This is a genomic window from Dietzia sp. B44 (assembly GCF_014145245.1).
In the GTDB taxonomy this organism is placed as follows: Bacteria; Actinomycetota; Actinomycetes; order Mycobacteriales; family Mycobacteriaceae; genus Dietzia; species Dietzia natronolimnaea.
The window spans coordinates 7,278-13,754 of the sequence record NZ_JAALEF010000056.1 but is presented as its reverse complement, the minus strand read 5'-3'; the positions used below and the strand labels follow the sequence as shown (position 1 = coordinate 13,754).

Here is a 6,477-nt window from a genome sequence, read left to right as displayed (position 1 = left end):
CCCGCCCGGGGTCGTGCGACCGCCTCCCACCACGAGCACCCGGCCCCGGCTCTCCTTGCCGCCGCCCGGCGCGGGAAGAGCCCAGCCCCGCAGACGGTGGGAGGTCAGGACGATCTCCTTCTCCGACGGACCGCCGTTCACCGGCCGTCCTCGTCCGCCGCGGATCCCTCGCGGGTCGTCGGTGCCGCGGCCCGCTCCACGGCCGTGGTGTCGGCGTACCGCTCGAGTTCCAGCGCCGCGCCGCCGTGCCGGTACGTGGTGACCGAGCAGTTGGGTAGGGGGTCCGCCCGGTCCACGTGGAGGATGTCCTGCTCGGCCATCTGCTCCAGCGCCACCCGGAACCCCATGATCACCGCCTGGTGGCTGAAGACGCACAACCGTTCACCGGCGTACTGCTGGCGCAGGTCGGTGAGCAGGTAACGCACGCGGAGGACCACGTCCGTCCAGCTCTCACCGCCCGGGGGCCGGTAGTAGAACTTCCCGATCCGGTCGCGCCGCTCCGCCTCCTCCGGGAAGCGGTCACGGATACCGTGTCCGGTGAATCCGTCCAGGATCCCGAGGTCACGCTCGCGCAGCCGCTCGTCGGTGAGGAGAGTGGCGTCCAGGCGGGCGGCCTCCAGCGCGGCGGCGGCGGTGTCCGCCGCGCGCCGGTACGGGGAGGTCAACCACACCGTGGGTCGGTGCTCCTCCGGCAGGTCGGCGAGCCACGCGCCGACCGCCGACGCCTGCGTGAACCCGGTATCCGACAGGGGTGTGTCGGCGTCCCGGTAGTCCAGGTCGAGGCGGTGCGCCCCGGCGGCCCGGGCCTCGTCGTCGGCGATGTTCCCCACGCTCTGCCCGTGGCGGACGAGCAGGAGTCGGGACAGTTCGGTCATATCCGCAACCTACCCATCCGCATCCCGCCCGTCCCCGGACTCACGGCGTGAGGACGATCTTCACGGCCCCGTCCTGCTTCTTCTGGAAGATCTCGTAAGCGTGGGGGGCGTCCGACAGTGGGAGCCGGTGCGTGGCGAAGTCGTCCACGCCCAGCGGGTCGGCATCGGTGAGCAGCGGCATGATGTCCGGCACCCAGCGCTTGACGTTGGCCTGCCCCATCTTGAGCGTGAGCTGCTTGTCGAACATCGTCAGCATCGGCAACGGGTCGGCGACGCCGCCGTACACGCCGGACAGCGAGATGGTCCCACCGCGGCGCACGATGTCGATGGCGGAGTAGAACGCGGCGAGCCTGTCGACTCCCGAGTGCTCCATCATCTTCTTGCCCAGGAACTTCGGGAGCATCCCCACGGCCGCGTGGGCCGCCGTGGCGACGGGGGACCCGTGTGCCTCCATCCCCACCGCGTCGATCACGGAGTCCGGCCCGCGGCCGTCGGTCATGTCGCGGATCACGTCGCCCAGCTCACCGGGGAGCTCGGAGGGGTCGAGAACCTCGACACCCCGGTGCGCCTGCCGGGCCCGGCGCTCCGCGACCGGGTCCACTCCGATGACGCGGTGCCCGCGGTGGGCGGCGATCCGGGCGGCCATGTCGCCGATCGGTCCCAACCCCAGGACGACGACCGTCCCGCCGTCGGGGATCTGCGCGTACTCGACCGCCTGCCAGGCCGTCGGCAGCACGTCGGACAGGTACAGGTACCGGTCGTCGGTGTGCTCGTGCGGCACCTGGATGGTGGTGTTCTGGGCCTGCGGGACCCTCAGGTACTCGGCCTGACCGCCCGAGACGCTGCCGTACAGCTCGGAGTACCCGAACAGTGCCGCGCCCATACCCTGGTCACGGACCTGGGTGGTCTCGCACTGGGTATTGAGGCCCTTGTCACACATGTAGCAGTGGCCGCACGAGATCTGGAACGGCATCACCACGCGGTCGCCGGGTTTCAGGTCGGAGAGACCGGACCCCACCTCCTCGACGATCCCCATCGGCTCGTGGCCGAGGATATCGCCCTCGTTCATGAACGGCCCGAGCACCTCGTACAGGTGTAGGTCGGATCCGCAGATGTTCGTGCTGGTGATCCTGACGATCGCGTCGGTGGGATCCTCGATCCTGGGATCGGGTACCTCGTCCACGCGGACGTCGCGCTTGCCGTGCCAGGTGACCGCCTTCATGGCAGGCTCCTCTCGCTGGTCGTGTCATGCGCGCTCACGCATATCACCGACGCTACGAGGCCGCGGGAGTCGATGCATCCGGTCGCCCGAGGCGGTAGACCTGAGTGGTGACCGATCTCCGCCAACCCCGCGTGGTGATCATCGGCGCGGGGGTCGCGGGGATAGCCGCCGCGCACACGTTCATGCGGGCCGGGCTGACCGACGTGACGATCTGCGAGAAGGGCACCGACGTCGGCGGTGTGTGGCACTGGAACCGTTATCCGGGTCTGACCTGCGACGTTCCCTCCCAGCTCTACCAGTTCGGGTTCGCCCCCAAGGCCGACTGGTCACACGTCTGGGCATCGGGGGAGGAGATCCAGCGGTACCACCGGGACGTGGTGGACCGGGACGGTCTGAACGACTGGCTGCGGCTCGGGACCGAGGTGACGGACGCCGTGTACGACGACGAGTCCGCCACCTGGACGGTGACGACTGCAGCGGGGGAGGTGCTGCACGCGGACTTCGTGGTGTGCGCGACCGGGGTGCTGCACCACCCGTACGTGCCCGATATCGACGGGCTCGACTCGTTCGCCGGACCGGTCGTCCACACCGCCCGCTGGGATCCCGGGCTGGAGACCGGCGGGTCCCGGGTGGCGGTGATCGGCTCCGGTTCCACGGGAGTGCAGATCGTGTCCGCCCTGCAGCCGGAGGCGTCACGGCTTCTGCACTTCGCCCGATCCCCGCAGTGGATCCTGTGGGCGCCGATGACTGTGCGGCAGCCCGCACCGCTCACCGCCCTGCTCCGTCGGTCACCCGGATCGCAGCGGAGGATGTACGCGACGGCCCTGTGGGCCTCGGGGATCCTGGCGGACGTGGTCCTCAAGCCGACCTGGCGGCGTCGCGCGGTGCAGGCCTACGCCCGCGTGAGTCTCCGTCGGCAGGTCCGCGATCGTCGGCTCCGGGAGGCGTTGACCCCGGACTACGAACCACTGTGCAAGCGCCAGGTGGTCTCGGGTACCTACTACCGCGCAATCACCGCCCCCAACGCGGAGTTGGTCACGGGTCCGATCTCCGAGGTGACGCCCACCGGCATCCGTACCGGCGACGGTGTCCACCACGAGGTCGACGTGATCGTGCTGGCCACGGGTTTCCGAACCCACGAGTACATGCGGCCCATGCGGATCACCGGCCGCGACGGCCTGAGTCTCGATGAGGCCTGGGCCGCAGGTCCGCGGGCATACCGGATGACCGCGATCCCGGGATTCCCCAATCTCTTCACCGTCCTCGGCCCCAACTCGCCGACCGGATCGATCCCACTGCAGTTCTCGGCAGAGCTCACCTCGCGTTACATCGCGCAGTGGATCGAGCGATGGCGGCTCGGCGAGCTCGACGCGGTCGAGGTGACCGAGCGGGCGACCGCCGAGTTCTCCCGCGCGGTGGGTGCGGCGATGGGGCCGACGGTGTGGAACACCGGGTGCACGTCCTGGTACCAGACCGCCGGCGGTGAGATCGATCTCTGGCCCTTCGACCGGAAGCGGATGGGGGAGATGCTCGACCACCCCGACGAGCAGGACTTCACGACGGTCCTGCTCGGCTCCTGAGAATGCGGTGCGCTGCCGGTCGCGAGGTGGATAAAGTGACTGTCATTCTCCGGACGTAGGCCGACTCGTCGGCAGTGTCGATGGTGGTGACTATGAGCAATCCGTCAGGTGGCTCCGGTTGGGACGGTTCCAGCTGGGACGGTCACCGAGGCAACGACGGGGGGTGGGGGCAGGAGGCTTACGGAACGGGTCCACAGGCTCGCTCTCGCAACGGCCTCATGTGGGTGATGGGTGGGCTCATCGTGGTGCTGCTCGTCGTCCTCGCCGGCGCGGCCGGCTACCTCGTCGCCTCGGACGGCGGCGAACCGGGTGCGGTGCCAGAGCCGACGACGACCTCCGTGGAACCGGCTACGGGGTCCCCCGTCCCTGAGACGATGCCAGCTGCAACCGCTTCTCCATCAGCACGGACCTCCGACTGCGACCCGGACGAGATCGCGAGGGAGGCGGGTATCGCCCGTCGGAACGTCAACGTGGACCGGTGCGCGGGGGCGTGGGCACTGGCGCACGTCTTCGTACCGCAGGGCGAACCCGCCGGGGATACGCAGTACATAGTGAGCCGTGTCGATGGGAGCTGGAACCGATACACCGGGATCCCGTCCACAACGTGCCGTCAGGAGGCGGAGGCCGACGGTATGCCCGCCGAGATCGCCGCGGTCCTGGACGACTGCCGGTCCTCGGCCGCACCGACCGGCGATCTGGGACTGAATGTCCCGATGTCCCGCCCCGCGTGCGATGGCCGGGGGATCGTGGTCCTGTACTCTGCCGTCACCCCGGGTGAGTACGCGCAGGAGATCGCTGCAGCACTGGCGCGGAACCCGGGTGCGTCCTACTTACGCACCGACATGGCGTGCCCATCGCTGCGCGCGAGGGATGAGAACGGCAACGTCATCTATGCCGTCTACCGTGCTTCCGGGTACTCCCGGCAGGAGCTGTGCGCAGACGTGCGAGCAATGGGGCCACCCGCCTACGGTCGCTGGCTGGACTCCACCAGCGACCCGTCGACGCTGGTCACCTGCTGAACAGGCCGCGGCTCACCGCAGGATGAGTGGGATGTGCTGCTCTGCCGCGGTATTGGCCCCGTGATGACCGAGGAGGCCCGACTCCATCTTCTCGTGGTGGGTGCGGGCGAGGATGACGCCGCCGGTGGCGACCGCGACGACGTGACCCAGACGGTCAGCATGTTCCCGGCCCGGCCCGAACAGCTGCTCGTCCAGCGCCTGTTCCCGGCTCAGCACCCGCGCGTGCCCCGCCAACTCCTCGCGCCAGGCGGCCAACACCGCCGACTCCGACCCGGCCCGTGCGTGCACGTGCCGTACCCGGGCCTCGCCGGCGACCGCCTCGACGTCCGCGAGGAGCGACGGGGTGGCATCGATATCGATCACGGTCTCCGCGACCACCATGCCGTGGTCGGCGGTGACGAGCATCCCGCAGTCGGGGGGCAGATCCGTCGCCAGGTCGGCGACGAAGGCGTCCACCTCGCGCAACGACTGGACCCACTCCGGGGAGCCCGGACCGTGGATGTGCCCGATGAGATCGAGGTCTCCGAAGTAGGAATAGACGAACCGTCTGGACGTCGAGGGAGCGGCGACGACACCGAGTATCGCCTCGCGGATCTCCTGCAGTGAGATCGCCGGGCGGTACTCGCCCTCCGCCCGGAACGCGGCGCGGGTGAGTCCGGATGCCCGGAAGTCCTCGCGCATGACGTAGGTGACGTCGACCCCCTCCTCGGTGAGCAGTTCGAGCAGACTCGGCAGCACCTGCACCTCACGGGGAGTGAACCGGTCCAGTGCGGAGGGCCCCTCCGCCGACCCCGTGGTCCACCGGAGCGAGTTGAAGACGGTAGGTGTCTCTGCACCCTCGTCCGGGAGCGCGAAGCTGTACCCGACGATCCCGTGGCGGGAACACGGCGCTCCCACCGCCAGGCTGGTCAGACTCGTGGCCGTGGTGGCGGGGAACCCCGCGGAGATCATCCGCGTGGTCATCGCCGAGAGGGTGGGGGCGACGTCGGCGTGCTGCCGGATGAGCTCGGCGCCGAGGCCGTCGACCAGGACGAGCACCGCATCCCGCGCGGGCGGGAGAGCCAGTGGGTTGCGGAGGTCAAGGCCCAGCGAGGCGGCGATCGACGGCATGACGTCTGCCAGCGAATGGTCGGCGGGGGTGGTCGGGATCCCGGTCATGGCTCCACTCTCCCTCATCGCGCCCGCGAACGGTGCGGACCGGCGCCGGGCGGGCGGACGGCATCAGGGCGGAGGTTGTGACGCGACGACGTGGTGGTCGTGACGTGTCGACGGGGTGGTCGTGACGTAACACCGCCCCGCTCGTGACGTATATGTGATGGACTCAAGAATCCTTAACTCATCGTGGGGCTCGCGCCCCCGTCATGCTCGGAGATCACTGTGACCAGATCCATCGCCTGCGCCGGTGCGCTGGCCGCCGCACTTCTCGTCTTCTCGACCGGCGCCGCCGCAGCCCAGAGCGCAGACGGCCTGTCGTCGGGCGCCCTCGACTCGTCGTCGCTCACCGGGTCCGCCGGAACGGGCACCGATGCGGACACCGGCGGCGGCCTCGGCTCCGCCGGCGACCTGCTTCCGGCCTCCGTCACCGGTTCGCTGCCCGGTTACACCTCCGGTCCGGTCGGTTCCGTCGCCAGCGCCGTCTGTGGCGTCGGCACCGTGGCCGGCACGGCGGCCAACCTGGCGGGCATCCCGCTGCCGCCCATCGGGGTCGTGTGCATGGTCGTCAAGCCCGTCGCGGAGTCCGTCGACTTCCTGATGCGCGGGGACGTCCCGGGGTCGGTCGA

6 protein-coding genes are annotated in these 6,477 nt (G+C 69.8%); 3 read left to right on the top strand and 3 right to left on the bottom strand.

Annotated elements, in window-relative coordinates; all coding sequences use genetic code 11:
* Positions 1-137: 137 nt before the first annotated feature.
* Positions 138-875 carry a histidine phosphatase family protein gene (locus tag G6017_RS02400; protein ID WP_179525098.1) on the bottom strand — a complete coding sequence of 246 codons (738 nt, stop codon included), beginning with the start codon at positions 873-875 and terminating at the stop codon, positions 138-140.
* Positions 876-915: 40 nt separating this feature from the next.
* Positions 916-2,097 carry a zinc-dependent alcohol dehydrogenase gene (locus tag G6017_RS02395; RefSeq protein ID WP_182615757.1) on the bottom strand — a complete coding sequence of 394 codons (1,182 nt, stop codon included), beginning with the start codon at positions 2,095-2,097 and terminating at the stop codon, positions 916-918.
* A 104-nt stretch (positions 2,098-2,201) separates the two neighbouring features.
* Between G6017_RS02395 and G6017_RS02390 the strand changes: the two genes are divergently transcribed.
* A complete protein-coding gene (locus tag G6017_RS02390; protein WP_182615755.1) occupies positions 2,202-3,677 on the top strand; it encodes an NAD(P)-binding domain-containing protein in 1,476 nt (491 codons plus the stop codon).
* A gap of 227 nt (positions 3,678-3,904) precedes the next feature.
* Complete coding sequence (locus G6017_RS16660; protein ID WP_241731336.1) at positions 3,905-4,696, top strand: serine/threonine protein kinase; 792 nt, start codon at positions 3,905-3,907, stop codon at positions 4,694-4,696.
* 12 nt (positions 4,697-4,708) lie between these two features.
* On the opposite strand, the gene G6017_RS02380 is transcribed toward G6017_RS16660, so the two are convergent.
* The gene (locus G6017_RS02380) at positions 4,709-5,854 is read right to left on the bottom strand and encodes an alkaline phosphatase family protein (RefSeq protein WP_182615753.1); all 1,146 of its coding nucleotides are present in this window, start codon (positions 5,852-5,854) and stop codon (positions 4,709-4,711) included.
* Between the two features lie 219 nt (positions 5,855-6,073).
* Here G6017_RS02380 and G6017_RS02375 point away from each other — a divergent pair.
* A partial coding sequence (locus tag G6017_RS02375; RefSeq protein WP_347237929.1) for a hypothetical protein occupies positions 6,074-6,477 on the top strand: 404 nt, incomplete at its 3' end.

Coding starts and splice junctions, on each gene's coding strand:
- G6017_RS02400 (WP_179525098.1), bottom strand. CDS start 875: ATGACCGAACTGTCCCGACTCCTGCTCGTCCGCCACGGGCAGAGCGTG.
- G6017_RS02395 (WP_182615757.1), bottom strand. CDS start 2,097: ATGAAGGCGGTCACCTGGCACGGCAAGCGCGACGTCCGCGTGGACGAG.
- G6017_RS16660 (WP_241731336.1), top strand. CDS start 3,905: ATGGGTGGGCTCATCGTGGTGCTGCTCGTCGTCCTCGCCGGCGCGGCC.
- G6017_RS02380 (WP_182615753.1), bottom strand. CDS start 5,854: ATGACCGGGATCCCGACCACCCCCGCCGACCATTCGCTGGCAGACGTC.